This is a genomic window from Actinomadura rifamycini DSM 43936, assembly GCF_000425065.1.
GTDB lineage: Bacteria > Actinomycetota > Actinomycetes > Streptosporangiales > Streptosporangiaceae > Spirillospora > Spirillospora rifamycini.
Genome location: NZ_AULB01000013.1, coordinates 158,163 through 184,754, shown reverse-complemented (window position 1 = coordinate 184,754; position 26,592 = coordinate 158,163). Strand labels below are relative to the sequence as shown.

Below are 26,592 nucleotides of genomic sequence, written 5' to 3'. Positions count from 1 at the left end.
GAACTACGCGCTCTCACCGCTTCAGCCCGTCGAGCAAGTTCCGAAACGCAACACGACCGAGCACGAGATACCCACCCCCCGGATCCTTGCTGTCCCGGACTCCGACGCCGTCAGGCAGCGCAGCAACCTCCACGCACGCGTCACCCTGCGATCCGCTCTGCCGCGACTTCCGCCAGTTGATCAGTTCCATCGGGCGGCCACCTTTCGGATTAACTCAATGGACTCGCTGGGACTCAACGCGTGTGCCTGAATAGAGGAGAACGCGCTGACGACGTACAAGATATCGGCGGGATCGCTGGTAGTCAGCCCACCCCGCGCAGCGGCCATGTAGGCCAACTCCTCCCCCGTTGCCTGAGTAGCCAAGTTGAATGAGCCATCCAAATCCCAGTAACGCCCGGTAGGCGCGACCTGCAGGACGATATTCTCGAGCGCCGCCACTTCGATGAGCCGCTCGCACTGCTCTTTCATCACGGCCGGGCCACCAACCTCGGTGTGCAGAACAAGTTCGTTGAGTACCACGCTCACCTTGGGTGGATGCTGCCGCTTCAAGATCGCCTGGCGCTTGAGACGGGCTTCGACGGCCTGTTCCGTGTCAAGCAGCGCACGCATGTACGCCTCGGTCTGGAAGAGCCCGTACACCACCGTGAGTTCGTATGCGCGCAGGAGGACGGCGGTGGCTTCGGCCTTGGGGTAGTCCACGAAGAACTTGGGATACGAGGCCGAACTCAGGAGATCGGTCCAGGCGTCCACCAGAGTCGGCGCGCATTTCATGGCCGCGTCCAGCCGCTCCGCGAAGTCCTGGCGGCACCGGGTCGTACCGAGCTCCACCTGGGCGATGTACGAGCGGGTCACGGCGGCGAGCTTGGCGAGTTCGACCCGCGAGAGTTCGCGCTCCTTGCGCTGGCGGGCGACCTCCGCCCCGAAGGCGAGCGTCTGGGGGGTGGGCTTCCTCGTAGCCATGGAGAACCTCCAGGGGGACAGCGCATGACACCGATGCGTTTGTGACCAGCCACTTCCCTGGTGACGCTACTCACCGCAGCGAATCCTGTGCTTGGAGTCACAGAAAATCGGAGGTGACGGTTGTATGTCCGAGTCGGCGATCCTCGTGATCAAGGCGAATCCGGGGGCGGTGAAGCAGGTGCGCGACTTCGTCGCGGTGACGTTCGGGGCATGGAGATTGGACGACTGCGTCGCGCGGACGGTGGTCGGCGAACTGGCGGCGAACGCGATCCGGCACGGGTCGCGGGCGGGCGACCCCGTCGTCGTGCGGGCCTACCGGCGGGACGACGGCGCGGCCGTGGTCGAGGCGTGGGACGTGTCGGACGAACCGCCCGTCGTCCGTCCGGTGGACCTCGCCGCCGAGTCGGGGCGCGGGCTGCTGCTCGTCGAGGCGCTCGTGCGCCGCTGGGGCACCCGTCCGCTGAGCGAGGGCGGGAAGGTCGTGTGGGCCGAACTCGAACCGGTGCCCGCGTGAGCGAGGACGTGCTGCTGCTCTTCCTCCGGCGGCTTTTCCCCGAGTGGACGATCGCACGGGACCGGGACGGCGTGTGGCGCGCGACGGGTCGCGTCCACATCTCGGCGTCCTCCAGTGACGGCCTGCTGGAGATGCTCGCCGTGGCGGAACCTGCCGCGGCGGAACGGGTGACGCGGTTTTTCGGCTCCCCTGGCGCGTTCGAGGATGCGGTCAGGGCTTCCTGACCGCGTTCTGCGGCACGAGCCCGGCGGTGAAGGTCGCCTTGTCGAGCAGGTCCGGGGTGAGGCGGACCCCGGTTAGCCGCTCGGCCAGGGCAAACGTGGCCGCGGTGTGCACGGAGGAGTCGGGCTCGTCCCCGCTCGGCAGGTCGAAGCCCACCTCTGTCATCACTTCCACGAGTTCGTCCGGTGTGGATCCTTCCCGACGGGTCGCGAAGATCGGCTCGAACCGGGTCCGGGGTTCGCCGTCCTCGTACCAGTGAAACCGGTCGACCGCGTTGACGTTGCGGAAGTGGGAGACCAGGCGGGTGCCTCGCGACAGCGGCGCCGCGAGCCGGTCCGTAACACCTAGGCCACCGTGCCGTTCCAAGCCAAGAACCCACTCGTCCTGGTCCCCAGAGACGCCGGTGGCCCCGATCAGGTATCGGCGACCGACGGCGCGGTTTCGCCGGAACTCGGTGAACAATTCCGTGGTCCGCTGGTCCAGGTCCTCATAGCCGGAGAGGTCTCCCAGGGGCTCGGCCTGCAAGCCTTGCAGGAACTGCTGCACGGTGATCCCTCTGACCAGGGTTGCGCAGTACCCCTCGACCAGTTCCCGGTACTCGCTGATCCACTGGTAGTCCGTCGCGGTGGGCGCCATGGTGATCACCGTGGCAGAAGGCGGGCCCGGTGGGGGGCGTGCTATTGCGGACGGGACGTGGCCTGGAGTGGTCAGAGATGAAGGTCGTGTGAGCCGTATACGGCGTCGGCCCCGGGCTCGGCCGCACGATGACCCCCGAGCCGCCCGAGAATCCGACGGGCGAGCAGGTCCGCGCGTGGGCGGAGCCGGCCGAGCCGTCCCAGGACCCGGGGTTCCGCGCGGTCGTGCGGCGGCTGGTGACGGACGAGGCGGCCGAGCGCGGCGAGGGGACCGTGCCGCGGCCCGACCTCGGGGCGCTCGTCCGCGCCGAGGTCGCCCCGGCCCTGGAGGCCGGGACGGACCCGCTGTCGCCCGAGGCCGACGCGGTCGTCGCCGCCCTCACGGCCCACTACGCGCGCCTCCTGGGTCGGCCCGACGGCGTGGAACTCCGCCGTCGACTGCTGGAGCGCCTGGAGACCGCCGGCGACCCGCGCCGCGAGCGCTGCTTCGCGCTCCTCTCCGTGGTCAACGGCTGGTCGCCGCCGGAGAGCCTGGCGGAGGTGTTCGACTGGTCGGTGCGGGCGCTGGGGGCGCGGCTTCCCTAGGCGGAGCCGTCCGGCCGTCCGAGTTTGCGCTCGATCCAGTCGACGCCGAAGGTCACGACGTCGGGGGCCTCGAAGAGGTGGCTGGTCGCGGCGCCGACTCGGCCGTGGCGTCCGTGCCCGGCGGCGATCATGTCGCGGGCGATGGCCTCGAAGGGGTCCGTCCCCTCGGGCACGACCGGGGTGTAGTCGAAGGCGCCGTTCTCGGAGTCGATGTCGTGGAAGCGCCGCCAGACGCGCTCGCCGTCCACGGTGATCGGCTGCTCGTAGTCGACGAACCGCTTCCCCGGCGCGTCGGCGAGGGCCTCCGCGTGGTGCAGGAGCGTCAGGGTGTCGAGCGGTGCGCCCAGCAGCAGCACCCGGCCGCCCCGGGCGGCGAGGCGGGCCAGCGGGCTGCCGGGGCCGTGCGGGTCGTCCCACGGGTGGTCGTCCATCAGGGCGTGGGCCGCCGGGCCGAGCGCGGCGAAGCCGGCGTCGGGGTGACGGCTGCGGACCGCGCCCGGCCAGCGGCGCAGTGCCTCGACGAGGCGGCCGTTGTGGTGGTCGGCCTCGCTGACCCGCGGGTCGTAGGCGGGGTGCTCGGCGCGCACGGCCGCCTGCCACTCCGCGGGCCAGTCGGTGAACTCGTAGGGCGGGGCGTCGTTCCAGCCGCAGGTGACCATCAGCGTGCCCGCCGCGCCGACCGCGTCCCGCAGCGCGTTGATGACCGTCGGGGGGCCGCCCGCGACGTACCCCAAGGCCGACATCCGGGTGTGGAACATGACGATGTCGCCTTCGGCCAGGCCCAACGCGCGCAGATCGCGGACGAGTCCGCTGCGGGTGACCGGGCCGCCGGAGCGCTCGAGGAGCTCATGCTCGTCCATGATCGGAAAATATGCGCGGCGTACGCGGCCGGCCAACCGGTTTTCGGCGCGGTCAGAGGCGGCCGAGGGCTCGGGCGAGGGCGGTCGCGGTTTCGGCGATGGCCTTGTCGTCGTGCGGGGTGTCGTCGGTGGTGCGGTTCGTGAGGACGGCCAGGACCATCGGCTCCTCCGTTCCGGGCGACCACACGAGCGCGATGTCGCCCGCCGTCCCGTGGTTGGACGCGCCGCCGGTGCCGGTCTTGTCGCCGACCGTCCAGTCCGAGGGCAGCCCGGCCTTGATGCGGTCGGCGCCGGTGAGGCTCGCCTTCAGCCAGCCGACGAGCCGCGCCCGGTCGCTCGGGTGCAGGGCGTTGCCGGTGGTGAGGCCGGTGAAGGTGCGGGCGGCGGCCGCGGGGGTGGTCGTGTCGCGGACCTGGCCGGGCTCCCACTCGGTCAGGTGCGGCTCGGGACGGTCGAGGCGGCTCACCCGGTCGCCGTTGGTGCGGAAGAACCGCGTCAGGCCGGACGGTCCGCCGATCTGGTCCAGCAGCTTGTTGCCCGCGAAGCCGTCGGACTTGGTGATCCCCGCGCGGCACAGCTGCGCGGGCGTCATGCCGGTGTCGGTGTACTCGGTGGTTTCCGGCGAGTTCCCGGTGAGCCCGGTCATGTCGCCGGGCGTCCAGCGGACCACCTTGTCCATGAGCCCGGGGCTGTCGGTGCGCGCCTTGTGCAGGACGGCGGAGCACGCGAACACCTTGAACATCGAGTTGAACGGGAAGCGCTCGCCGGCGCGGTAGCCGACGGCCTTGCCGGTGGCGAGGTCGATGCCCGCCGCGCCGATGCGCACGCCGCGGGACTTCTCGATCTCCGCCAGCGTCTCGTCCAGGGCGGTTTTCGGGGCGATCTTGCCGGTTTCAGCCACCGGGATCGCGACGCGGGGCTCGGTCGGGGCGGCCCCGCAGGCCGCGCCGCCGAGCAGCGCGCCGGTGGTCAGTGCCGCGGCGCCCAGCCGGAGAAAGGGTCGGGTCATGCGGGCTAGAAGATCACCGACCGTTCGAGCGTGTCCAATATTGATATTGCTCAGCACTCGATATGGGAAGGCATATGGTCGCTCGTCGCGAGGGACGCGGCGGCGCGGACGAGCGCGGCGACGGCCCTCGAACGGGACTGCCGCGGCCACGCGATGACGAGCACCGCGGGAGGCGCGTCGGGGACGGGACGGTAGGCGACGCCGGGGCGCGGGTACCGGGCGGCGACGGACGCGGGCAGCAGCGTGACGACCTCGCCGAGTTCGACGAGCTTCAGCAGGTGGGGCAGGTCGCGGACGCCGTGCCGCTCGACGATGCCGTCGAGGAAGCGGCGCAGCCCGTCCGGACGGGACGGCTCGACGCCGGGCAGGGCGAGGTCGGCGAGGGCGGTCCGGTCGCGCGCGGCGAGGGGGTGCGCGGCCGGGAGGGCGGCCACGCGGGGCTCGGCGGACACCGGTTCGGTGTCGAGCCCGGTGCGGTCGAACGGCTCGCCGATCAGGGCCGCGTCGGCCTCGCCGGTGTGCAGCAGCCGCGTCTGGTCGCCCCAGCCGCACAGGCGGACGGCGACCGGGAGGGCGTCCGGTTCCGTCGCGTACTTCTCCAGGAGGGTCTCCAGGAGGCCCGCGTCGCCGTCGGGTTTGGCGGCGAGGACGAGTTCGGGGGCGGCGGCGCGCCGCGCCCGGCGCCCGGCCGCGTCCAGGGCGTCGAGGGCGGCGCGGGCCTCGGCGAGCAGGACGGTCCCCGCCGGGGTGAGCGCGACGTGGTGCGTCGACCGCTCGAAGAGGGCGACGCCCAGTTCCCTCTCGAGTGCGCGGATCGCCCGGGAGAGGGGCGGGGAGGAGATGCCGAGGCGTTCGGCGGCGCGGGTGAAGTTGAGTTCTTCGGCGACGGCGACGAAGTAGCGCAGCGGCCTGGACTCCACGGACGTCCTCCGATCGGTATTGCCCTCAGGGTAATGCGCGCGTCCGAAGCGATCCTTCAGCCGCGCCGCGCGGGCGGGCATCGTCGGAGGCGCCCGGTTCCGGGCGCTCCCCTTCCGAACTGGAGATCCCATGATCGTCGTCACCGCCCCCACCGGCCGGATCGGCCGCCTGCTCCTGGACCTCCTGCTGGACGCCGGGGAGGACGTCCGCGTGATCGTGCGGGATCCCGCGCGGCTGCCCGAAGCGGTGCGCGGGCGCGTCGAGACCGTGCGGGGATCGCACGCCGACGCCGAGGTCGTCTCGCGGGCGTTCGCGGGCGCCGACCGCGTGTTCTGGCTCGTCCCCCCGGACTTCTCCGTCGCGGACGTCCGGCGGTACTACGCGGACTTCACCGCCGCCGCGTGCGACGCGATCGAGCGGCGGGGCGTCGAGCGGGTCGTCGCGGTGTCGAGCCTGGGCCGCGGCTTCCCCGGCCCCACGGGGCACCTCGCGGCGGCGCACGCGATGGAGGGCATGCTGGAGAGCACCGGCGCCGGCTTCCGGGCGCTCCGGATGCCGTTCTTCATGGAGAACCTGCTCGGCCAGACCGCCTCGATCGGGGCGGGCGAGTTCCGCCTCACCTCCGGCGCGGACCGGACGCTCGCCCTGTGCGCCGTCCGCGACATCGCCGCCGCCGCGGCCGAGCTGCTGCTCGACGGCACGTGGGACGGGCGGGACGGCGTCCCGGTGCTCGCGCCCGGCGACCTCACCCCCGTGGACATGGCGCGCACGATGGCGGAGGTGCTGGGACGTCCCGTCCGGTACGTGGAGACGGGGCTCGCCGAGTACAGGGCCGCGCTGCTGCGGAACGGGGCGGCCGAGGGCACCGCGCAGGCCGTGATCGACATGGCGGACGCGCAGAACCGGGGCATCTACGACGTGGGGCCGGACGTCAAGCGGTCGCCGACCGGGTTCCGCGAGTGGTGCGAGGACGTCCTGCGACCGGCCGTCGCGGCCTGACCCGAGCCGCCCGGCAGGCGGGACCGGGCGATCTTGCGGAAGTCGGCGACGAGGGGGTTGCGGTCGCCGGCGCGGGCGGCCAGGGCGACGTGGCCCGGGGCGAGGCCCTCGATGGGGACCGTGGTGAGGTCGGGGCGGAGGGCGTGGTGGCGCGGGCGGGGCATGATGGCGACGGCCTCGCCGGCGGCGACGAACTCGAACTTGTCCTCGATGGCCTCCATGAGGGGGCCGTCCGGGGCGGGGCGCCCGTCGGGGCGGGGGTTGAGCCGCCAGAACGCCTCCCAGTCCGGGTCGGGATCGGGCACCCGCGGCATGGGCTCGTCGGCGATGTCGTCGAGGGTGACCGACTCCTTCCCGGCGAGGCGGTGGTCGAGGGGGACGACCAGGACGCGCGGCTCGTCGTAGAGGACGGTGACGTGCAGCCCGTCCGTCGGGAACGGGAGGCAGGCGACCACCGCGTCGACGCGGTGGTCGAGCAGGGCGGAGCGGGGCTCGTTCCACGCGACGTGGACGGTGCGGACGTCGGCGTCCGGGTGCCGGCGGCGCAGTTCGCGGACGGCCGGGGTGACGATGACGCTCGTGTAGCCGATGGTGATCCGGGACGGCTCGGCGGCGGCGCGGGTCGCGGCGGCGGCCTGCTCGGCCGAGCGCAGCAGGGCCCGGGCGCGGGGCAGGAAGACCTCGCCCGCCTCCGTGAGCCGGGTGCCCTGGGGCGTGCGGTCCAGCAGCCGGGCGCCGAGCCGCCGTTCGAGGGCGCGCACCTGGCGGCTGAGGGACGGCTGCGTGATGTGCAGGGCCTCGGCGGCGCGGCCGAAGTGGCGGTGCTCGGCGACGGCCGTGAAGTAGCGGACGAGACGGAGGTCCAGGTCGGCCATACCGGCAGCCTAGCCAGGAGTGATGCCTGAAACGTATTGCGCCTTGCGGAAGAGGCGTTGGACGCGGGCCGCCCGCGCTTCCGACGATGGGCGCACCGATTCCCATCGAAGGAGTGGATCATGCGCGTGTTCGTCACCGGCGCGACCGGCTTCGTCGGTTCCGCCGTCGTCCGCGAACTCATCGGGGCCGGGCACCGGGTCGTCGGCCTCGCCCGTTCGGACGCGGCCGCCGCGAAACTGGAGGAGGCGGGCGCCGAGGTGCACCGGGGCTCGCTGGACGACCCGGAGGGGCTCGCCGCGGCGGCGCGGGCGGCCGACGGCGTCGCCCACCTGGCGTTCCGGCACGACGACTTCACGGACCTGGGTTCGGCGGGCGCGCTCGACCTGCGCGCCGTCGAGGCGATCGGGGCCGCGCTGGAGGGCTCCGGGAAGCCGTTCGCGGTCACGTCGGGAATGGTGGCGAAAGCCCCGGGGCAGATTCTGACGGAAGAGGACGAGGCGGACCCCGACGGACCGATGTCGCACCGGGCGCCGACGGAGGCGGCGACGCTCGCGCTGGCCGACCGGGGGGTGCGGTCGTCGATCGTCCGGCTGCCGCCGTCCGTGCACGGGCACGGCGACCGGGCGTTCGTCCCGGCGCTGATCGCCTGCGCGCGGGAGCGGGGCGTCGCGGGCCACGTGGGGGACGGGGCGAACCGCTGGCCGTCCGTCCACCGGCTGGACGCGGCGCGGCTGTTCCGGCTGGCGCTCGAGGGCGCGGCGCCGGGCACGCGGCTGCACGCGGCGGACGACGAGGGGGTGCCGCTGCGCGACATCGCGTCCGTCATCGGGCGCCGCCTGGACGTGCCGGTCGTCGGGGTCCCGCGCGGGGAGGCGGCGGCGCACTTCGGCTGGATCGGCTTCATGGCGTCGCTCGACCTTCCGGCGTCGAGCGCGCTGACCCGCGAGCGGCTTGGCTGGAAGCCCGAGGAGGTCTCGCTGCTCGCCGACCTGGAGGACGGCCACTACTTCGGCTGACGGCCGGGCCTCCCGCACGGGCGACTTCCTGCGCATCACGGGCAGGCGCGGGCGCCCGGTAGTGTTCAGGGCATGCCCCCGGTCGCCTCCGACGCCACCCGTGAGCGCATCATCGACGCCGCCGAAGAGTGCTTCGGCCGGTTCGGAGTGGCGAAAACCACGGTCGAGGACATCGCGGCCGCGGCGAAGCTGTCCCGGGCGACGGTCTACCGGGCCGTCACCGGGGGACGCGACGAACTGATCCTCGCCGTCGTCGTGCGCGACCTCCTGCGCTTCCTCGACTACCTCACCGAGCGGCTCCGCAAGGAGCGGTCGGTCCCGGAGGCGATCGTCGAGGGCACGCTGGACGCGGTCGAGTACGTCCGCGGCGCGCCGACGATCGCGCACTTCCTCGTGCCGGAGGCGGCGGGGCACATGCAGGCGGCCGTGGCGGGGGCGGCCGAGCACGTCCTCGACCTGTGCTGCGAGTACGTCCGGCCCCACTTCGAGCGCGCGCAGCGGCAGCGGACGCTCAGGCCGGACATCGAGGTGGAGGGCACGGTGGAGTTCCTCTTCCGGATCATCACCTCGCTGATCGTGATGGACCGCGACCGGGACGCCGACGGGCTGCGCCGCTTCCTGCGCACCTACGTCGTGCCCGCCATCGCGGCGGAAAGGGCATGACATGACGGACATCGCGCACGGCACGCGGGGAGGTTCGGCGGTCCGGCCGAGCCCGGTGTTCCTGCTGATCGTGGCGGCGACCGCCCTGGCGGGGCTGGTGACGTGGCGGTACGGGCAGATCACCGAACAGCCGGCCCGGATCGCGCTGTTCGTGTTCGTGCTGGCCGGGTGGATCCTGTCGCTGTGCCTGCACGAGTTCGGGCACGCCTACACGGCGTTCCGCTCGGGCGACCACAGCGTCGCCACCAAGGGCTACCTGACGCTCAACCCGTTCAAGTACGCCGACATGGTGCTGAGCTTCGCGATCCCGGTGCTGTTCATCCTGCTCGGCGGCATCGGCCTGCCGGGCGGCGCGGTGTGGATCGACCGGCACTCGATCCGCGGGAAGATCCGGCACAGCCTCATCTCGGCGGCGGGCCCGCTGTCGAACATCCTGTTCGCCGTCGTCCTGGCCGTCCTGCTCAACACCCTCGCCGACGACTCCCACAGCGTCTTCTGGGTGGGCGTGGCGTTCCTGGCGTTCCTCCAGGTGACGGCCGCGATCCTGAACCTGCTGCCGATCCCGGGCCTGGACGGCTTCGGGATCATCGAGCCGTACCTGCCGCGGAGCTGGGTGCGGCAGGCGAGCCAGTACGCGGGGTACGCGTTCCTGGTGCTGGTCGCGCTGCTGTGGCTCGGCCCCATCAACGAGGGCTTCTTCAACCTCGTCTACTCCATCACCGACGCGATCGGCCTGGAGGAGCTCCAGATCGCGATCGGCCACGCCCTGTTCCAGTTCTGGCAGGACTGACCCGGGGCCTCAGCCCGCGAGGTGGCGGACGATCCGGGCGAGCTGCTCGGCGTAGCGCTCGCGGAACGCGGGCGACGCGGGGTCCTCGCCGAGGACGTCCCGGACGACGGTCGGCCGGGTGATCGGCAGTGACACCAGCGCGTGCAGCGCGAGCATGACGTAGCCGGGGTCGAGGTCGCCGGCGATCTCGCCGGCGGCCTTGCGGCGCGCCATGTCCGACAGGTCCTCGGGCGGGTGGGACGGGCCCTCCCCGGGGTCCTCGGTGAGGCCGCGCCACGCTTCGAGCCGCGAGCCGCGCGGGTCGTCCAGCGCGTTGCGCAGGTACCGGACGACGAGGTCGTGCAGCGGCACGCCGGGGTCGTTGAACTCGGCCTCCCGCTCCAGCCAGCGGCGGCCGAGCTCGCGGTACAGGCCCGCCTTGCCGCCGAAGTGGTAGCTGATCAGCTGCTTGTTGACGCCGGCCCGGTCGGCGATGTCCTGCACGCGGGCGCCCGCGTACCCCTTGGCGGCGAACTCGTCCAGCGCCGCCTCCAGCAGGAGCCTGCGCGTGCGCTCGGCGTCGAGCCTGCGCTCGTCCGGTTCCGGCGCCCGCCGCGCCCGTGCCCTGCGTTCCGTCACGCGGCCATCGTAGCCGCGCGCCCACCGCTTCATCCATTCGGTTGACAAGTTCATCCACTTGGATGAACCTGGTGCGGTTCCCCACGGAAAGCGAGAACCGCCATGTTCCTCGTCACCGGTGCCACCGGTAACGTCGGCCGCCACGTGGTCGGCGAGCTGCTCTGCGCGGGCGCGAAGATCCGCGCGCTCACCCGCGACCCGGCGACCGCGCGGCTGCCCACCGAGGTCGAGGTCGCCCGCACCGCCGACATGCCGCTGGACGGCGTCACGGCGATCTTCATCAACCCCGCGGCGTTCCGGGACGGCCTCGGCGACCTGCTCCCCCGCGCCGCCGGGCACGGCGTCCGCCGCGCCGTCCTGCTGTCGTCGGCCGCCGCGCTCGACCCCGACCCGGCCAACGACCTCGCCGCCCACCACCTCGCGTTCGAGGCCGCGATCGAGGACTCGGGGCTCGAGTGGACGTTCGTGCGCCCCGGCGAGTTCGCGTCCAACGCGCTGGGCTGGCGGGACGCGATCCGCGCCGGGCGCCCGGTGCGGGCGCCGTACGCGGCGGGCCGGTCGGCGCCGGTCCACGAGCGCGACGTCGCCGCCGTCGCGGGCCGCGCCCTGCTCACCGACGCGCTGCTCGGCGCGCGTCCGGTGCTGAGCGGCCCCGAGGCGCTGACGGACCCGGAGAAGGTCCGCGCCATCGCCGAGGCGACCGGCCTCCCGGCGGTCTTCGAGGAGATCACCCCGGAGGAGGCGCGCGAGGAGATGTCGGCGCTGCCCTACATGCGGGAGGGCCTGGTGGACGTCCTGCTCCGCCTGCGCGCGGGCTCCGTGGACGCCCCCGCGGAGCCGACCGGCGAGGTCGAGCGCATCACCGGACGTCCGGCGCGCACGTTCGCCGACTGGGCCGCCGACCACGCCGACGACTTCCGCTGACGGCCGGACGGCCGGGCCGCCGCGCCCCCGAGGGCGGCGGCCCGGCCCGGAGGGCCCGCGCTAGCGGGCGGGCTCGTCGAACGACCGCATCTCGGCGCGGGCCCACTCGAACCAGTCGCGGCGCATCGCGAGGGACCGCCTGCCGTACTCGATGACGAGCCGCCCGTAGCGCGAGAGGTCGTCGTCGTCCCAGTCGACCTTCCCGTCGAGGGCGGCGAGTTCGTCCAGGGCGCCGTCGAGCCGGTCGGTCTCGGCCCGCATGTACTCCTGCGCCTCCTGCGGGGTGGCGCTGCCGAGCAGGAAGACGCGCAGCAGCGTCTCGTCGCGCATCGGCTTCTTGGGCTCGGCCTCCACGAGCCAGCGGTGCAGCTCGGCCCGCCCCGCGTCGGTGATCGCGTACTCCTTGCGGCCGCGCGGCCCCTCGACCGCCGCGTCGATGAGCCCCGCGTCGGCGAGCTTCCCGAGTTCGCCGTAGACCTGGCTCTGCGTGGCCGGCCACACGTTCGCGAGCGAGATCTCGAACATCTTCAGCAGGTCGTAGCCGCTGGCCCCGTCCAGTTCGGCGATCAGTCCCAGCACGGCGTGTCGCAGGCTCATGGCGTCCACCCTACCTTCCCGTCTTGACATGTCATAACTGGAATGTCTACGTTCGACCTGTCAATAGTGGAATGTGCTCCCCCGAGGCGACCCCGGACCGCGCCGGAGCCGTCCGACGAAAGGCAGGCCCCACCATGACCCAGGACACCGGCACGACCCAGGACACCGGCACGACCCGGGACACCGGCATGTGGCTCGACGGGCATCTCGCCCCCGTCCCGGACGAGATCGAGGCGACCGACCTCCCCGTCACGGGCACCCTCCCGCCCGACCTGACCGGCCGCTACTTCCGCAACGGCCCCAACCCGCCGCCGGGGCGGCCGAGCGGCCACTGGTTCACCGGCCCGGGGATGCTGCACGGCGTCCGGCTCCGCGCGGGCCGCGCCGAGTGGTACCGCAACCGCTGGGTGCGGACCCGGGAGTTCACCGAGGACGCCCCGTACGTGCACAAGGACGGGACGCTCGACCTCGCCGCCGTCCCCGCCAACACCCACGTCGTCCGGCACGCCGGCGAGATCCTCGCGCTGGTGGAGGCCGGGCTCCCGCACGCGGTGACCCCCGACCTCGAGACGCTCGGCCCCCGCGACTTCGGCGGGCGCCTCACCACCGCGATGACCGCGCACCCCAAGCAGGACCCGGCGACCGGCGAGCTGCTGTTCTTCGGCTACGGCTTCCTCCCGCCGTACCTCACCTACCACCGCCTCGCCGCGGACGGACGGCTCGTGGAGAGCCGCGAGATCGACGTGCCCGCGGGGACGATGATGCACGACTTCGCCGTCACCGAGAACCACGTCGTCTGGCTCGACCTGCCCGTCGTGTTCGACCTCGACCTGGCGATGGCCGGGCGGCCCATGCCGTACCGCTGGGACGACGGGTACCGGGCGCGGCTCGGCGTCATGCGCCGGGACTCCGCCGGGGACGTCCGATGGTTCGACATCGACCCGTGCTACGTCTTCCACGTCGGGAACGCGCACGAGGACGCGGCGGGCCGGATCGTCCTCGACGCCGTGCGGTACGCCCCCGGCGGGTTCACCGCCCTGTGGGAGCGGATCGGCGGCTCCGCCGACCCGGTCCGCGCGGCGGCGCTGTTCGACAGCGCCCGCCTGCACCGCTGGACGCTCGACCCCGCGACCGGACGCGTCGCCGAGGAGCGGCTCGACGACCGGGCCGTCGAGTTCCCCACCCACGACGAAACCCGGACGGGCCTGCCGAACCGGTACCTCTACACCGTGGCCGACAACGCCATCGTGAAGTACGACGTGCGGGACGGTTCGTCGACCGCGCACGAGTTCGACGGCGACGTGCACGTCGGCGAGGCCGTGTTCGTCCCGGCCGAGGGCGCGCGCGCAGAGGACGAGGGCTGGCTGCTGTCGATCGTCTCCGGCGCGTCCGCCACGGACCTCCTCGTCCTGGACGCGACGGACGTCACCCGGGCCGTCGCGTCCGTCCGGCTGCCCCGCCGGGTCCCGGCCGGGTTCCACGGGAACTGGTTCCCCGACGCCTGACGCCTCGCGGGGGCGGGGTCAGGCGATCTCGACGAAGCCGAGCCGGTGGTACAGGAGGCGGGCGCGGCGGTTGCGGCGGGTCACGGCGAGGGTGAGGGTGCCGTGGCCCCGCTCCGCGACGGCGTGCATGACCGCGAGGACCAGCTCGCGGCCGAGCCCGCGGCCGGTGTGGGACGGCGCCGTGAACAGGAACGCGAGCAGCGGCTCGTCCCGGTAGACGGTCACGAGGGCCGCGGCGACGGGACGTCCGTCCGGTTCGGCGACGAACGACGCGCCCGGCAGGAACGTGCCGTACTCGCCGGCCAGCGTCCGCCGCAGTTCCCGCAGGGCGCCGTCGGGGCCGCCCACGTCGCCCTCGTCGGGGGTGCCGCGGTAGGCGTCCCACATGAGGGCGGCGAGGACGGGCAGGTCCGCGTCGGCGAACGGGCGGAACCCCTCCGGAGGCGGCGGCACCGGGCGCAGCGCGGCCCGCCAGCCGCTGCGCACCGGTGCGAAACCGCCGTCCATGGTCACCGCTTGTAGCGCTTGGCGTGCAGCATGTTGATGAGGCCGAGGACGCGCGCCATCTCCTTCTCGGAGCGGCCGAACGACGTCAGGTTCATGGTCGCGAACCGCTGCCGGGTGATCGCCTTCGGCCGGGCGAACTCGCGCAGCCCGTCCGCGCCGTGGATGCGGCCGAAGCCGGACTCCCCGACGCCGCCGAACGGCAGCGCGGCGACCTGCGCGAACGCGGCGAACGCGTTGATGGACGTCATGCCGGACCGCATCGCGCGGGCCGCCTCCATCGCGCGCGACTTGCTGCCGGAGAAGATCGTCCCGGCGAGCCCGTAGCTGGTGCGGTTCGCCTTCTCGACGGCCTCGTCCAGCGACGCGACCCGGTGCACGGTGATCGTCGGGCCGAACGTCTCCTCGCAGACGGCGGCGGAGTCGTCCGGGACGTCGGTGAGGACGACCGGCTCCACGTACGGCTTGCGGACGGACTCGGGCCCGCCGACGACGGCCTTGCCGCCCTTGTCGAGGGCGTCCTTGATGTGCCGCTCGATGATGTCGAGCTGGCCGGGCATCGTGATCGGGCCGTAGGCGGCCTCGCGGTCGAAGCCGGGGCGCAGCTCGCGGGCCTTCTCGGTGAGCTTGCCGAGGAACGCGTCGTAGGCGCGGTCGACGACGTAGACCCGCTCGACGCCGATGCACGTCTGCCCGGCGTTCGACATCGCGCCCCACAGCGCGGCGTCCGCGGCGGCGTCGAGGTCGGCGTCGCCGTCCACGATGCAGGCGTCCTTGCCGCCGCACTCGGCGACGATCGGGGTGAGGTTCTCGGCGCAGGCCGCCATCACCTTGCGGGCGGTGGGCGCGGAGCCGGTGAAGGCGAGCTTGCCGATGTGCGGGGACGACGCGAGCGCGGCGCCCGTCGCGCCGTACCCGGTCACGACCTGGAGGACCGGATGCTCGGGGACGACCCCGGCGACCAGCTCGGCGAGGTACGTCCCGACGCCCGGGGTGAACTCGGACGGCTTGAACACGACGGCGTTCCCGGCGGCGAGCGCGTACGCGATCGAGCCGATCGGGGTGAAGATCGGGTAGTTCCAGGGGCCGATGACGCCGACGACGCCGAGCGGCTGGTACTCCAGCGTGCACTTCTGGTTGATCGCGATCATGCCGGGGAAGACGGTGCGCGGCCCGAGCACCTTCTGCGCGTTGCGGGCCGCCCAGTCCAGGTGCGAGATCGCCATGATGGTCTCGAGCTGCGCGTCGGCGACCGGCTTGCCGGTCTCCTGGTGGATGACCTCCGCCATCCGGTTGAGGTTGCGCGCGAGGGACCCCTTGATGTTGAGCAGCCGCAGCCGGCGCTCGCGCCAGCCCAGCTCGCCCCACCAGCGCGACGCCTCCCGGGCCCGGTCGATCGCGGCGGCGACGTCCGCCCCGTCGTGGACGGGGTGTTCGGCGACGACCTCGCCGGTGGCCGGGTTCAGCGACGCGAACGTCTTCTCGGTGCTCTCCGTGGCCACGGACATGGGAACCTCCCGGGAGGCAGTAAGTGCTCGCTTGCATGCGTAGTACTCGTTAGTAAAGCACCTTATGCCGCGTCTCCACGAGTCCTACCCCCCGCGGATAAGCCGTCCGAGCCGTCTAAGGCGGTCCTGAGGCCCTGGGATAAGCCTTCGTCCCGATGCGGCGGCCCCCGCCTTAGGACGAACCTCGTAGATGTCGGGCCGCGAGGGCCCGGCGGAACACGAGGAGAACGACATGATCCGTCCGGAAATCACCCGGGACTTCATCGACGACCGCGTCCTGCAGCGCCGGCGCGAGGCCCGCCGGGCCCGCCGCGTCCGGCTCGCGAAGGCCCTGAAGCGTTGACCGCCGCGGGTTGTACGCGCACGGCGCGCGTCCCGCACAGAACGCCCCCGTCCGGACGGACGGGGGCGTTCCTCGTTCCGGACGGGCGCCTCAGCCGACCGCCGCGGGCTCCAGCGGCGCCTTCCCGCGGATCAGGTCGGCCGCGCGCTCGGCGATCGCGACCGTCGGGGCGCCGGTGCCGCCGCGCGGGACGGACGGCATGACGGACGCGTCGACGACCCGCAGGCCCTCGACCCCCCGCACGCGCAGCTCGCCGTCCACGACCGCGCCCATCGCGCACGTGCTCGTCGGATGGAACAGCGTCGCGCACTCGCGGCGGACGAACGCGGCGATCGCCGCGTCGTCCGACACCTGCTCGCCGGGGGCGAACTCGCCGCCGAGCAGCGACGCGAGCGGGCCGGTGTCGGCGATCGCGCGGGCCTGCTTCACCCCCGCGACCAGAATGGCGAGGTCGGCGTCGTCCGCGAGGTACGCGGGGTCGATCAGCGGCTTGGCGTGCGGGCTCGCCGAGCGCAGCGCGAGCGTCCCCCGGCTGCGGACCGCGACCGCGCCGACCAGCACCGACAGCAGCCGCTGCGACGGCTCGACGAGCCCCTGGCCGATGAACGGGGTCGGCAGCACGTGGTACTGCAGGTCCGGCGCGGGAAGCCCCTCGGACGTCCGGACGAACCCGCCCGCCTCCGCGACGTTCGACGCGTACGGGCCGCGCCCCAGGGCGGAGTACAGCGCGAACGCGCGGGCGTTCGTCTGCTCCCACAGGTTCTTGGTCCGGGGCGTGGCGAACATGACGTTCACGAACGGGTGGTCTTGCAGGTTCCGGCCGACGGGCGCGTCGACGAGCACCCTGATGCCGTGCTCGCGGAGATGGTCGGCCGGCCCGATCCCCGACAGCATGAGGAGCTGCGGGCTGCTCACCGCCCCGCCCGACAGCACCACCTCCCGGTCGGCGCGTGCCGTCAGCGACTCCCCGCGCGCCTCGTACGTCACGCCCGCCGCCCGCCCGTCCTCCACCAGGACGCGCGTCGCGAGCGCGTCGGTGAGGACGGTCAGGTTCGGGCGGTGCTCGACCGGGTGCAGGTAGCCGTCGGCCGCCGACCAGCGGCGCCCGCGCTTCTGCGTGACCTGGTAGAAGCCCACGCCGTCCTGGGCGGGGCCGTTGAAGTCGGGGTTGGCGGCGAGCCCGTGCGCCTTCGCCGACTTCACCCACGCCTGCGTGAGCGGGTGCTTGAAGCGCGGGTCCTCGACGCGGAGCGGGCCGCCGACGCCGTGGTACGGGGTCTCGCCGCGCTGCTGGTCCTCGGCCCGGCGGAAGTACGGCAGGAGGTCCGCGTAGCCCCAGCCGGCGCAGCCGTGCTCGTCCCGCCAGGCGTCGTAGTCGGCCGGGGCGCCCCGCGTGTAGACCATCGCGTCGGTGGACGAGCTGCCGCCGAGCGTCCGCCCCCGCGGCCAGGACACGCCGCGGCCCGCGGCGTGCTCCTGCGGGACGGTCGCGTGGTCCCAGTCGTACGGGCCCTTGGCCAGCGACGCGACGGCCGCCGGGACATGGATCTCGGGGGCGTCGTCGGGCGGGCCCGCCTCCAGCAGCAGCACCGTGACGGACGGGTCCTCGGTCAGCCGGGCGGCGAGCACGCACCCCGCGCTGCCCGCTCCCACGATGATGTAGTCGAACACGGCGCACCTGCCTCCCGCGGGCGGACGACCCCACCCCCCGGCACCTGACGGACGATGTCGTCGCACACTACCGAACGCCCTTCGGCGCGGAGCCCGGCGCTAGGGTGGCCGGCATGGCGAAGAACAGGGAGAACCCCGTCGTCCTGTCCCGGATCTACACCCGGACAGGCGACGACGGGACGACCGCGCTGGGCGACGCGTCCCGCACCCCCAAGACCGACCCGCGCCTGGCCGCCTACGCCGACGTCGAGGAGGCCAACGCCGCGATCGGCGCCGCGCTCGCCCTCGGCTCCCTCCCCGAGGACGTCGCCGCGCTCCTCGTCCGCGTGCAGAACGACATGTTCGACGTCGGCGCGGACCTGTGCGCCCCGGTCGTCCCCGACCCGGAGTACCCGCCGCTGCGCATCGACGCGTCCTACATCGAGCAGCTCGAAGCGGCCTGCGACGAGCAGAACGAGAAGCTGAAGCCGCTCCGCAGCTTCATCCTCCCCGGCGGGACGCCCGGCGCCGCGCTGCTGCACGTCGCGCGGACGGTCGCCCGGCGCGCCGAACGCTCCGCGTGGGCGGCCGTCGAGGCGCACGGCGCCGCCGCCCCGGACGACCCCGAGGCCGCGGCGGGCGGCGTCAACCCGCTGGCCGTGAAGTACCTGAACCGCCTGTCGGACCTGCTGTTCATCCTCTGCCGGGTCGCGAACCTCGACCACGGCGACGTCCTGTGGAAGCCCGGCGGCGAACGCTAGGACGACCGGGCATGCGAACGGGGCGGGGCCGATCGTCGGCCCCGCCCCGTTCCTTGCCGAACGTCCGGTCGGCGGGTCAGCGCAGCAGGCGGCCGCCGCTCCACAGCGAAGCCGCCTGGCCCGGCGCCGCCGGCAGCAGCCGGGCGTCGCCGTTCACCGCGACCGTGCTGGCCGCGAGGAGCTGCGTCACGTGCGCCACGCCGTCGACGTTCGTGTCCAGCAGCTTCATGTTCACGTTCTTCATCCGGTCGCACTTCTCGTGGTAGCACGGGTCGTAGGTCTTGCCCGCGCGCCCCCCGTACGCCTTCGCCTCCGCGGCCGTCTTCACGCCGTCCGCGCCGGTCGCGATCCCGCCCGCCGGGATGCCGTGCTCGATGAACGGGCCGTAGTCGGAGCGGCCGTTGAAGACGCTCTCGGCCGTCGCCAGCTTGCGGCCCTTGTAGTACTCGCGGAACATCCGCTCGATCGCCGCCGACCCGGCCGGCGGGACGGTGCCCTGGGCGAGCGAGTGGTCGCCGTCGTACACGCCGCGGATGCCGTTCACCGAGCCGAGCATGTCGAAGTTGAGGTTCGCGGCGATGTGCCGCCGGTCGGACGGGTCCATCTTCTCGACGTAGTGGGTCGACCCGCGCAGGCCCTCCTCCTCGGCGCCCCACCAGGCGAACCGCACCCGGTTCCGCAGGCCCTTCTCGCCGAGCGCGCCGATCTCCTCGGCGACCGCGAGCACCGCCGCCGAACCCGTCCCGTTGTCGTTGATGCCCGCGCCGTCCGGCACGCTGTCCAGGTGCGCGCCCACGACGACCACGTTGTCCTCGCGGCCCCGCTTCGTGTCGGCGACGACGTTGCTGGACGACCGCTTCCCGTGCTCGGTGTCCGTCTTCACCCGCAGCGTCAGCCCGCCCTTCGCCGCGGCCTTCGCGAGCGCCGCGCCGATCTCGTGGCTCGTGGACAGCACCGGCAGCTTCGCCGGCTTCGACACCGTCCCGTTGATGGGGCCCTTCTCATCGGGCCTGTTGTAGATGACGGCCGCGGCCGCACCCGCGCTCCGCGCCCGCTCCGCCTTCGTCTCGAACGAGCACTTCCCGCGCTGCATGAGCGCGATCGCACCCTTCTCGAACCCCTTGAAGTCCTTCTTCTCGCACCCGCTGGTGCCCTCTTCGCCCTTCGCCGGGACGTCCACGGCGATCACGCGGGCGGTGACGTCACCGGACCCCGAGTACATCATCGAGGCGAACTCCACGCCCGCCTTGTACGCCTTCTTCTTGCTCTTGCCGCCCGTCCGGGCCATCACCGGCTCCGAACGCTGCTCCCAGTACGGGTAGGTGAACTTCTGCACGGTCGGCGAGAAGCCCGCCTTGCGCAGCCGCCCGACGACGTACTTCACCGACAGGTCGTACCCGGACGTGCCGGCCGCGCGGCTGCCGCCGTTGTAGTCGGCGATCTCCTGGAACGCCTCCAGGTGGCGCCGCACGTCCTCGACCGTCACCAGCTCGGCGAGGTCGGGGCGGGCCGGCGCCGCGCCCGCGGGCGGGACCGCGGACAACGCCAGGAGGGACACGGTCGCGGCGGGCAACAGCACGGCCGACCCACTGAGCAGCTTGCGCACTTGGACTCCTGCGAACGGGAAGAGACAGCTGACCAGCAGCGATCATCTCCGCACGCTCCGTGACCGGCAAGCCGCCCGGCCGGACGCGGGGAGAACCGATACCGCGCCCTTACCCGCCCGTGCCGAACGGCTACTCCGGGACGTGCAGGTCCACCGGGAAGCCGGGGGGCGCCGCCTCCAGCCACGCCAGGAAGCCGGTCAGCGCCGACGCGCCCATCGCGAGCTCGACCCGCAGGTCGCCGTCGCGGACCTCGATGATGCCCACGTCCGGCAGCAGGCCGTCGGCCTCCTCCGGGTCCGGGCGCCTGCGGTTGGACACGACGAGGCCCCGGCGGTGGATCACCTGCCGGGGCCGTCTGCTGAAGCCGAACACGCGGTGCCAGTGCAGGACATCGCCCTTGTAGCGGCCGATGCCCAGCCGCCACACTCCCGGGGCGCCGCCCTCCTCGGCCGGCAGCTCCCGCAGGCTGCACTCGACCGCGCCGCCGCCGCGCACGAACAGGCGGCGGCGTACCGCCATCGCGAGGAACACGAGCGCGCACACCGCGGCGAGGGCGGCGAGCACCGCGCCGACGTCCACTGCCAGGTGCTCGCCCAAGTCCCCCCGCCGTTCCGTCCGGCCTCGATACTAGGCTTCGATGCCCGCCGCGCGCAGCCGGGCGCGCGCCCGCCGCTCCGCCGTGCCGTCCTCGTCGCCGGACGCCTCCGCCTCTTCGAGCGCGCGCTTCGCCGCGTCCACATCGACCTCGTGGCTCAGCTCGGCCTGCTCGGCCAGGACCGACACCTCGTCGGCCGCGACGGAGAAGAAGCCGCTGCCGACCATCGCGGTGACCGGCTCGCCGCCGTCGGCGGGCTCGATCTTGACCACGCTGCCGTCGAGGAGGACGCCGAGCACCGGGGCGTGCCCGGGCAGGATGCCGAGCGCGCCCTCGATGGTCTGCGCGACCACCATCTTGGCATCGCCGGACCAGATCTCGCGCTCCGGCGAGACCAGCCCGACCTTCAGGGTTGCCACGTCACAATCCTCCGATTACCGGATCGGTTGCCGCGGTTCCGGTGCGGCCGGGCCCCGGAGTCCGGAACCCGGCCGCACCGGAGCGGACTACTTCTCCAGCTCCTTGGCCTTCTTCTCGACGTCCTCGATGCCACCGCACATGAAGAACGCCTGCTCGGGGATGTGGTCGTACTTGCCCTCCGCGATGGCCTTGAAGGACGCGACCGTCTCGTCCTTCGGCACGGTCACACCGGGCTGGCCGGTGAACTGCTCGGCCACGTACATCGGGTGCGACAGGAAGCGCTCGATGCGCCGCGCCCGGTTGACCGTGACCTTGTCCTCTTCGGAGAGCTCGTCGATACCGAGGATCGCGATGATGTCCTGCAGCTCCTTGTACTTCTGCAGGATCCGGATCACTTCCTGGGCGACCTCGTAGTGCTCGTTGCCCAGCACCTGCGGGTCCATGATCCGCGAGGAGGAGTCGAGCGGGTCGACCGCCGGGTAGATGCCCTTCTCGGTGATGGCCCGGGAGAGCGTCGTGGTGGCGTCCAGGTGCGCGAACGTGGTGTGCGGCGCCGGGTCGGTGATGTCGTCGGCGGGCACGTAGATCGCCTGCATCGAGGTGATCGAGTGACCGCGCGTCGAGGTGATCCGCTCCTGCAGCACGCCCATCTCGTCCGCCAGGGTCGGCTGGTAGCCCACCGCGGACGGCATGCGCCCGAGCAGCGTGGAGACCTCCGAGCCGGCCTGGGTGAACCGGAAGATGTTGTCGATGAACAGCAGCACGTCCTGGTTCTGGACGTCCCGGAAGTACTCGGCCATCGTCAGCGCCGACAGCGCGACCCGCAGACGGGTGCCCGGCGGCTCGTCCATCTGGCCGAACACGAGCGCGGTGTCCTTGAGGACGTCCGCCTCGTCCATCTCCACCCAGAGGTCGTTGCCCTCACGGGTGCGCTCGCCGACGCCCGCGAACACCGAGGTGCCGCCGAAGTTGCGGGCGACACGGCGGATCATCTCCTGGATGAGGACCGTCTTGCCCACGCCGGCGCCGCCGAACAGGCCGATCTTCCCGCCCTTGACGTACGGGCAGAGGAGGTCGATGACCTTGATGCCGGTCTCCAGCATCTCGGTCTTGGACTCCAGCTGGTCGAACGCCGGCGCCTTGCGGTGGATGCCCCAGCGCTCGTTGATCTCCAGGGAGGCCGTCGGAACGTCCAGCGTGTCGCCGAGGGCGTTCCACACGTGGCCCTTGGTGACGTCGCCGACCGGCACCGAGATGGACTCGCCGGTGTCGATGACCGGGGCGCCGCGGACGACGCCGTCGGTCGGCTTCATCGAGATGGCCCGCACCATGTTGTCGCCGAGGTGCTGCGCGACCTCCATGGTCAGGGTCTGGACGTCGCCGCCGATGTTCGCGTCGACGCGAAGGGCGTTGTAGATCTCCGGGATGGCGTCGGCGGGGAACTCCACGTCGACGACCGGGCCGATGACACGGGCGACGCGCCCGGTCGCGGTCGCCGTCTCTACCTGTGCAGTCATTGTCTACTCCCCGCCAGAATCGGCGAGCGCGTCAGCGCCACCGACGATCTCGCTGATTTCCTGGGTGATCATGGCCTGCCGCACCTGGTTCATCTGGCGCGTGTAGACCTCGACGAGTTCGTTCGCGTTGTCGGTCGCCGACTTCATCGCCCGCTGCTTCGACGCCTGGAAGGACGCCGCAGACTGGAGCAGCATGTGGAAGATGCGGCTCTCGACGTAGTTGGGCAGCAGCAGGTCCAGCGCGGCCTGCGCCGACGGCTCGAACTCGTACGCCGGCGGCACCTTGTCGCTGGTGACCTCGTCGAGTTCCAGCGGCATCAGGCGCGTGACCCGGACCTCCTGCGTCAGCCGCGTGACGAACTCGGTGTAGACCACGTGGATCTCACCGACGCCGCCCTCCGCGTCCGTCTTCAGGAAGTCCTCGGTCAGCCGCCGGCCGATCCGCTCCGCCGAGGCGAAGTCGGGCCGGTCGGTGAAGCCCGCCCACTGCTCCTGGATGTGCCGGTCGCGGAACCGGTACCAGGTGATGCCCTTGTTTCCGACCACGTACGGGACCGGTTCGCGGCCCTCGTCCCGCAGCCGCTTGATCAGCGCCTCCGCCTCGCGGATGACGTTGACGTTGTACGCGCCGCAGAAGCCGCCGTCGCTGGTGACGATCAGCACGGCGCTGCGGTTGTCGGTCGGCTGCTCCTGGAGCAGCGGATGGTCGACGCCCACGTGATGGCTCACCAGCGCGGACAGGGCCTGCGTGATCTGGTCGGCGTACGGCTTGGACGCCGCCACCGCCTGCTGGGCCTTGACGATCCGCGAGGTGGCGATCATCTCCTGGGCACGAGTGATCTTGGCGGTCGACTTGACCGACCTGATCTTCTGCCGGAGTTGGCGAACCTGGGCCATCGCCCGTCAGCCCTTCTTGACGCGGGTGATCGTCTCCTGGCCGACGGCCTCCTCGTCGATCGCTTCGACGTTCTCCTCCGTCGCCAGCAGCTCACCCTCGCTGGTCTGGAAGCCCTTCTTGAAGGAGGCCATCGTGCGCTCGAGCGCGCCCAGGCCGTCGTCCGAGAGCTGACCCGTCTCGCGGATGGAGGTCAGCAGACCGCCCTCCTCGCGCTGGACGTGGTCGATGAACTCGCGCTCGAAGCGGCGGATGTCGGCGACGGGGACGTCGTCCAGCTGGCCGGACGTGCCGGCCCACACCGACACGACCTCCTGCTCGACCGGGAACGGGTTGCCCTGCGGCTGCTTCAGCAGCTCCACCAGGCGCGCGCCCCGGTCCAGCTGCGCGCGGGACGCGGCGTCGAGGTCGGACGCGAAGGCGGCGAACGCCTCCAGGTCACGGAACTGCGACAGCGCCAGCTTCAGCGAACCGGCGACCTTGCGCATCGCCTTGATCTGCGCGGAACCGCCGACTCGGGACACCGAGATACCGACGTTGATGGCCGGCCGGACGCCCTGGTTGAACAGGTCCGTCTCCAGGAAGCACTGCCCGTCGGTGATCGAGATGACGTTCGTCGGGATGTACGCCGACACGTCGTTGCCCTTGGTCTCGATGATCGGCAGACCCGTCATCGAACCGGCGCCCAGGTCGTCCGACAGCTTCGCGCAGCGCTCCAGCAGACGCGAGTGCAGGTAGAAGACGTCGCCCGGGTACGCCTCGCGGCCCGGCGGGCGGCGCAGCAGCAGCGACACCGCGCGGTACGCCTCGGCCTGCTTCGACAGGTCGTCGAAGACGATCAGGACGTGCTTGCCCTGGTACATCCAGTGCTGGCCGATCGCCGACCCGGTGTAGGGGGCGATGTACTTGTAGCCGGCCGGGTCGGACGCCGGGGCCGCCACGATCGTGGTGTACTCCAGCGCGCCGGCCTCCTCCAGGGAGCGGCGCACGTTGGCGATCGTGGAGCCCTTCTGGCCGACCGCGACGTAGATGCAGCGGACCTGCTTGCTCTCGTCGCCCGACTCCCAGGCTTCCTTCTGGTTGATGATGGTGTCCACGGCGACGGTCGTCTTGCCCGTCTGCCGGTCACCGATGATCAGCTGGCGCTGGCCGCGGCCGATCGGCGTCATGGCGTCGATCGCCTTGATGCCGGTCTGCAGCGGCTCGCTCACCGACTGCCGCTGCACGACGGTGGGCGCCTGCAGCTCCAGGGCACGACGCTCGGTCGTCTCGATCGCGCCCTTGCCGTCCAGCGGGTTGCCCAGTGCGTCGACGACGCGGCCGAGGTAGCCGTCGCCGACCGGGACCGAGAGGACCTCGCCGGTCCGGCGGACCTTCTGGCCCTCCTCGATGCCGCTGAAGTCACCCAGGACGACGGCGCCGATCTCGCGCACGTCCAGGTTCAGAGCCAGGCCGCGGGTGCCGTCCTCGAACTCCAGGAGTTCGTTCGCCATCGCGGAGGGCAGCCCCTCGACGTGGGCGATGCCGTCGCCCGAATCGACGACGGTGCCGACCTCTTCGCGCGCGGCGGCCTCGGGCTCGTACGACTGGACGAAGCGCTCCAGCGCGTTCCGGATCTCATCCGGACGGATCGTCAGCTCCGCCATGATTCCTCTCTTGCTCCCTTTGGGGTCAGCTCTGCCGGCCTCAGCCGGTGCCGAGCCGCCGGCGGACGTCGTCCAGCCGTCCGGCGATCGTGCCGTCGATGATCTCGTCCCCGATCTGGATCGACAGACCGCCGATCGTGGACGGGTCGAGCTCGATGTTCAGGTGTACCTCGTGGCCGTACGCGGCGGCGAGCACCGCCGCGAGCCGCGTGCGCTGCGCCTCGGAAAGCTCGACCGGCGTGCGGACCAGGGCCACCAGCCGCTGCCGGCGCCGGGTGACGAGCTTGCCGTACTCGGCCAGCCCGCTCTCCAGGCTACGTCCTCGCGGCCGCAGAACGACCTCGGTGACCAGGGCCGATGTGGCCGCGGTGACCTTGCCGTCCAGCAGCGCGCCGAGCAGCCCGGTCTTCCGGTCGTCCGGCAGGGCGCGGTTCGTCAGCGCGGCGCGCAGTTCCGCCTCGCCCTCGACGAGCCGGGAGAACCGGAAGAGCTCGTCCTCCAGGTCGTCGATCCGCCCGTCCGCCTCGGCGCGGGCGGCCTCGGCGGAGACCGCGAGGACCTCCACCGCGTCCGCCAGCTCCGAGGACGTCGACCAGCGCAGCGCGACGACGTCGGCGACCAGCCCGAGAGCGGCCGGCGTGACCTTGCCCTCCAGCAGGATCCGGACGAGCTGCGCCTTGTCGGCGCCGTCCCGCGAGGGGTCGGACACCGCCCGCCGCAGCCCGTGCTCGCGGTCGATCAGGTGCAGCACCGAGAACAGGTCGCCGCCCAGCCGGGCCAGGTCGGCGTCACCGGAGGCAATGACCGCCTCCAGCCGCTCCCCGGCCTCGGCCAGCGACGCCCTGCTCACCGCTCCCGTGATGGTCATGATGTGATCTGCTCCTGCGTGCGAGCACGGTCCTCGAGCTCTTCGAGGAACCGGTCGACCACCCGGCTCTGGCGCGCGCTGTCCTCGAGGGACTCGCCCACGACCCGCCCGGCGAGGTCGACCGACAGCGTGCCGATCTCGGCGCGCAGCGCCGCGAGGGCCTGCTGGCGCTCCGCCTCGATCTCGGCCTTGGCGGCCTCGGTGATGCGGTTCGCCTCGACCTGAGCCCGCTCCTTGGCCTCCGCGATGATCGCGGCGGCCTGCTCCTCGGCCTTCCGGCGCGCCTCGGACGCGTCGACCGCGGCCTGCTTCTCCCGGGCCTTGTACTCCTCGAGCGTCGCCCTGGCCTTGGCCTGGGCCTCCTCGGCCCGCTTCAGGCCCCCCTCGATCTCATTGGACCGCTCTTCGAGGGTCTTCTGGATGCGCGGGGTGAGGATCTTGCCGACGACGATGAGGACGACGAGGAACGAGAAGATCCCGACGACCAGCTCGTAGGGGTGCGGAAGCAGAGGGTTGTTCTCCTCCGCCGCGAGGACGGAAGTCGCTGTGATCATGTCTACAGCCCCTCCTCAGGTTGAAGCCCG

30 protein-coding genes are annotated in these 26,592 nt (G+C 72.4%); 10 read left to right on the top strand and 20 right to left on the bottom strand.

The features are described 5' to 3' along the window. Positions 1–13: 13 nt before the first annotated feature. Complete coding sequence (locus H505_RS48925; protein WP_084550218.1) at positions 14–190, bottom strand: DUF397 domain-containing protein; 177 nt, start codon at positions 188–190, stop codon at positions 14–16. Further along, on the bottom strand, positions 181–960 hold the full coding sequence (locus H505_RS0113830; RefSeq protein WP_026402471.1) for a helix-turn-helix domain-containing protein: 780 nt from the start codon (positions 958–960) through the stop codon (positions 181–183). Before H505_RS0113830 ends, H505_RS48925 begins: the two co-directional genes overlap by 10 nt. Before the next feature lie 124 nt (positions 961–1,084). On the opposite strand from H505_RS0113830, the gene H505_RS41735 reads away from it, so the two are divergent. Beyond that, entirely contained in the window at positions 1,085–1,474 is a 390-nt protein-coding gene (locus H505_RS41735; RefSeq protein WP_034517841.1) for an ATP-binding protein, read from the top strand. After that, complete coding sequence (locus H505_RS0113820; RefSeq protein WP_026402470.1) at positions 1,471–1,698, top strand: hypothetical protein; 228 nt, start codon at positions 1,471–1,473, stop codon at positions 1,696–1,698. The genes H505_RS41735 and H505_RS0113820 overlap by 4 nt, the downstream gene beginning before the upstream one ends. On the opposite strand, the gene H505_RS41730 is transcribed toward H505_RS0113820, so the two are convergent. After that, positions 1,685–2,332 carry a DUF6461 domain-containing protein gene (locus H505_RS41730; protein WP_051300646.1) on the bottom strand — a complete coding sequence of 216 codons (648 nt, stop codon included), beginning with the start codon at positions 2,330–2,332 and terminating at the stop codon, positions 1,685–1,687. The two genes, H505_RS0113820 and H505_RS41730, sit on opposite strands and share 14 nt — an antisense overlap. A 128-nt stretch (positions 2,333–2,460) precedes the next feature. On the opposite strand from H505_RS41730, the gene H505_RS41725 reads away from it, so the two are divergent. Then, on the top strand, positions 2,461–2,916 hold the full coding sequence (locus H505_RS41725; protein WP_051300645.1) for a hypothetical protein: 456 nt from the start codon (positions 2,461–2,463) through the stop codon (positions 2,914–2,916). On the opposite strand, the gene aac(3) is transcribed toward H505_RS41725, so the two are convergent. Genes aac(3) through H505_RS0113795 form a run of 3 tightly spaced genes read right to left on the bottom strand, consistent with a single transcriptional unit; the run spans position 2,913 to position 5,705 of the window. Next, entirely contained in the window at positions 2,913–3,776 is an 864-nt protein-coding gene (gene aac(3) / locus H505_RS0113805) for an aminoglycoside 3-N-acetyltransferase (RefSeq protein ID WP_026402469.1), read from the bottom strand. The two genes, H505_RS41725 and aac(3), sit on opposite strands and share 4 nt — an antisense overlap. A 52-nt stretch (positions 3,777–3,828) precedes the next feature. Next, on the bottom strand, positions 3,829–4,785 hold the full coding sequence (gene bla / locus H505_RS0113800; protein WP_026402468.1) for a class A beta-lactamase: 957 nt from the start codon (positions 4,783–4,785) through the stop codon (positions 3,829–3,831). A gap of 50 nt (positions 4,786–4,835) precedes the next feature. Beyond that, complete coding sequence (locus H505_RS0113795; protein ID WP_026402467.1) at positions 4,836–5,705, bottom strand: LysR family transcriptional regulator; 870 nt, start codon at positions 5,703–5,705, stop codon at positions 4,836–4,838. A 130-nt stretch (positions 5,706–5,835) separates the two neighbouring features. Between H505_RS0113795 and H505_RS0113790 the strand changes: the two genes are divergently transcribed. Next, on the top strand, positions 5,836–6,705 hold the full coding sequence (locus H505_RS0113790; protein WP_026402466.1) for an NAD(P)H-binding protein: 870 nt from the start codon (positions 5,836–5,838) through the stop codon (positions 6,703–6,705). On the opposite strand, the gene H505_RS0113785 is transcribed toward H505_RS0113790, so the two are convergent. Then, the gene (locus tag H505_RS0113785) at positions 6,618–7,580 is read right to left on the bottom strand and encodes a LysR family transcriptional regulator (protein WP_026402465.1); all 963 of its coding nucleotides are present in this window, start codon (positions 7,578–7,580) and stop codon (positions 6,618–6,620) included. The two genes, H505_RS0113790 and H505_RS0113785, sit on opposite strands and share 88 nt — an antisense overlap. Before the next feature lie 120 nt (positions 7,581–7,700). Here H505_RS0113785 and H505_RS0113780 point away from each other — a divergent pair, with 120 nt between their 5' ends. The 3 genes from H505_RS0113780 (at position 7,701) to H505_RS0113770 (ending at position 10,050) form a co-directional block, all read left to right on the top strand. After that, positions 7,701–8,597 (top strand): SDR family oxidoreductase, encoded by an 897-nt coding sequence (locus H505_RS0113780; RefSeq protein WP_026402464.1) that lies wholly within the window; start codon positions 7,701–7,703, stop codon positions 8,595–8,597. A gap of 72 nt (positions 8,598–8,669) precedes the next feature. Then, positions 8,670–9,260, top strand: a complete 591-nt coding sequence (locus H505_RS0113775) for a TetR/AcrR family transcriptional regulator (RefSeq protein ID WP_026402463.1) — start codon at positions 8,670–8,672, stop codon at positions 9,258–9,260. A 1-nt stretch (position 9,261) separates the two neighbouring features. After that, positions 9,262–10,050: a site-2 protease family protein gene (locus tag H505_RS0113770; RefSeq protein ID WP_034517839.1), complete on the top strand. Its 789-nt coding sequence runs from the start codon at positions 9,262–9,264 to the stop codon at positions 10,048–10,050. 9 nt (positions 10,051–10,059) lie between these two features. Here H505_RS0113770 and H505_RS0113765 read toward each other — a convergent pair whose 3' ends face one another. Next, entirely contained in the window at positions 10,060–10,668 is a 609-nt protein-coding gene (locus H505_RS0113765; RefSeq protein WP_026402461.1) for a TetR family transcriptional regulator, read from the bottom strand. Between the two features lie 102 nt (positions 10,669–10,770). On the opposite strand from H505_RS0113765, the gene H505_RS0113760 reads away from it, so the two are divergent. After that, positions 10,771–11,592 carry an NAD(P)H-binding protein gene (locus H505_RS0113760; protein ID WP_026402460.1) on the top strand — a complete coding sequence of 274 codons (822 nt, stop codon included), beginning with the start codon at positions 10,771–10,773 and terminating at the stop codon, positions 11,590–11,592. 60 nt (positions 11,593–11,652) lie between these two features. Here the strand turns inward: H505_RS0113760 and H505_RS0113755 are convergent, their stop codons facing one another. Next, on the bottom strand, positions 11,653–12,189 hold the full coding sequence (locus tag H505_RS0113755) for a PadR family transcriptional regulator (RefSeq protein WP_026402459.1): 537 nt from the start codon (positions 12,187–12,189) through the stop codon (positions 11,653–11,655). Positions 12,190–12,323: 134 nt separating this feature from the next. Between H505_RS0113755 and H505_RS0113750 the strand changes: the two genes are divergently transcribed. After that, positions 12,324–13,694, top strand: coding sequence for a carotenoid oxygenase family protein (locus H505_RS0113750; RefSeq protein WP_051300643.1), 1,371 nt, complete (start codon positions 12,324–12,326; stop codon positions 13,692–13,694). Between the two features lie 18 nt (positions 13,695–13,712). On the opposite strand, the gene H505_RS47635 is transcribed toward H505_RS0113750, so the two are convergent. The 3 genes from H505_RS47635 to H505_RS0113730 all read right to left on the bottom strand — a co-directional run bounded on the left by H505_RS47635 (position 13,713) and on the right by H505_RS0113730 (position 17,720). Continuing rightward, a complete protein-coding gene (locus H505_RS47635) occupies positions 13,713–14,201 on the bottom strand; it encodes a GNAT family N-acetyltransferase (protein WP_051300642.1) in 489 nt (162 codons plus the stop codon). A gap of 2 nt (positions 14,202–14,203) precedes the next feature. Continuing rightward, a complete protein-coding gene (locus tag H505_RS0113740; protein ID WP_026402457.1) occupies positions 14,204–15,706 on the bottom strand; it encodes an aldehyde dehydrogenase family protein in 1,503 nt (500 codons plus the stop codon). A gap of 433 nt (positions 15,707–16,139) precedes the next feature. Then, positions 16,140–17,720: a GMC family oxidoreductase gene (locus H505_RS0113730; protein ID WP_026402456.1), complete on the bottom strand. Its 1,581-nt coding sequence runs from the start codon at positions 17,718–17,720 to the stop codon at positions 16,140–16,142. A gap of 113 nt (positions 17,721–17,833) precedes the next feature. On the opposite strand from H505_RS0113730, the gene H505_RS0113725 reads away from it, so the two are divergent. Then, a complete protein-coding gene (locus H505_RS0113725) occupies positions 17,834–18,460 on the top strand; it encodes a cob(I)yrinic acid a,c-diamide adenosyltransferase (protein ID WP_026402455.1) in 627 nt (208 codons plus the stop codon). A gap of 76 nt (positions 18,461–18,536) precedes the next feature. Here the strand turns inward: H505_RS0113725 and H505_RS41715 are convergent, their stop codons facing one another. From H505_RS41715 to H505_RS0113685, 8 genes are all read right to left on the bottom strand, one after another. Then, complete coding sequence (locus H505_RS41715; RefSeq protein WP_051300641.1) at positions 18,537–20,066, bottom strand: M28 family peptidase; 1,530 nt, start codon at positions 20,064–20,066, stop codon at positions 18,537–18,539. Between the two features lie 130 nt (positions 20,067–20,196). Further along, positions 20,197–20,664 carry a DUF2550 domain-containing protein gene (locus H505_RS0113715; protein WP_034517838.1) on the bottom strand — a complete coding sequence of 156 codons (468 nt, stop codon included), beginning with the start codon at positions 20,662–20,664 and terminating at the stop codon, positions 20,197–20,199. 30 nt (positions 20,665–20,694) lie between these two features. After that, entirely contained in the window at positions 20,695–21,081 is a 387-nt protein-coding gene (locus H505_RS0113710) for a F0F1 ATP synthase subunit epsilon (RefSeq protein ID WP_026402453.1), read from the bottom strand. Between the two features lie 87 nt (positions 21,082–21,168). Continuing rightward, positions 21,169–22,599, bottom strand: a complete 1,431-nt coding sequence (atpD, locus tag H505_RS0113705) for a F0F1 ATP synthase subunit beta (RefSeq protein WP_026402452.1) — start codon at positions 22,597–22,599, stop codon at positions 21,169–21,171. A 3-nt stretch (positions 22,600–22,602) separates the two neighbouring features. Beyond that, a complete protein-coding gene (locus H505_RS0113700; protein ID WP_026402451.1) occupies positions 22,603–23,496 on the bottom strand; it encodes a F0F1 ATP synthase subunit gamma in 894 nt (297 codons plus the stop codon). A 6-nt stretch (positions 23,497–23,502) separates the two neighbouring features. Next, positions 23,503–25,140, bottom strand: a complete 1,638-nt coding sequence (gene atpA / locus H505_RS0113695; protein ID WP_026402450.1) for a F0F1 ATP synthase subunit alpha — start codon at positions 25,138–25,140, stop codon at positions 23,503–23,505. A 40-nt stretch (positions 25,141–25,180) separates the two neighbouring features. Then, on the bottom strand, positions 25,181–26,008 hold the full coding sequence (locus H505_RS0113690) for a F0F1 ATP synthase subunit delta (protein ID WP_026402449.1): 828 nt from the start codon (positions 26,006–26,008) through the stop codon (positions 25,181–25,183). After that, positions 26,005–26,562, bottom strand: coding sequence for a F0F1 ATP synthase subunit B (locus H505_RS0113685; protein WP_026402448.1), 558 nt, complete (start codon positions 26,560–26,562; stop codon positions 26,005–26,007). Before H505_RS0113685 ends, H505_RS0113690 begins: the two co-directional genes overlap by 4 nt. Positions 26,563–26,592: the final 30 nt, after the last annotated feature.